The organism is Mesorhizobium sp. M7A.F.Ca.CA.004.04.2.1 (genome assembly GCF_004022825.1).
Classification (GTDB): domain Bacteria; phylum Pseudomonadota; class Alphaproteobacteria; order Rhizobiales; family Rhizobiaceae; genus Mesorhizobium.
The window spans coordinates 1-491 of sequence record NZ_RZPH01001760.1 but is presented as its reverse complement, the minus strand read 5'-3'; the positions used below and the strand labels follow the sequence as shown (position 1 = coordinate 491).

The window sequence follows — 491 nt, the reverse complement described above, 5'->3', positions numbered from 1 at the left end:
GGTGCAGGAGGGGCCGCCGGAGGAGATCTATAACAGGCCGAAGAGCGAGTTCGCTGCCACCTTCCTCGGCGACGCCAACATTTTTCGCGGCGATACGACGGGCGATGGCATCCGGCTGCCGGACGGCACGGCGATTGCCGCCGGCGCGGGTGCCAAGCTTGCCGCCGGCGCCAAGGCGAGCTGTGCCGTGCGCCCCGAACGCATCCGCATCGCCACGGATGCCGGAGCACCGGATGGCACTGCCAACATGCTCAAGGGGCAGGTTTCCAAGCGCATCTTCGCCGGCAACAACAGCACCTATTTCGTCGAGCGTGGCGGCCAGACGTTGAAGGTGATTGTACAGAACACGGGTGTCGACAGGCTGGCGGAAGGTCAGGACGTCGTTCTGCGCTGGTCGCCGGAGAGTACGGTGTTGATCGCGGCGGGGTAGGTAGAGCGGTTCGCCCCCCTCTGTCCTGCCGGACATCTCCCCCTCAAGGGGGGAGATAGGC

Annotated in this window: 1 protein-coding gene; it reads left to right on the top strand. The window is 66.0% G+C overall.

What is annotated here, in order from left to right; genetic code table 11:
* Positions 1-430 (top strand): TOBE domain-containing protein (locus tag EN893_RS37435; protein ID WP_128362330.1); only part of this gene is annotated, 430 nt, incomplete at its 5' end.
* Positions 431-491 lie beyond the last annotated feature (61 nt).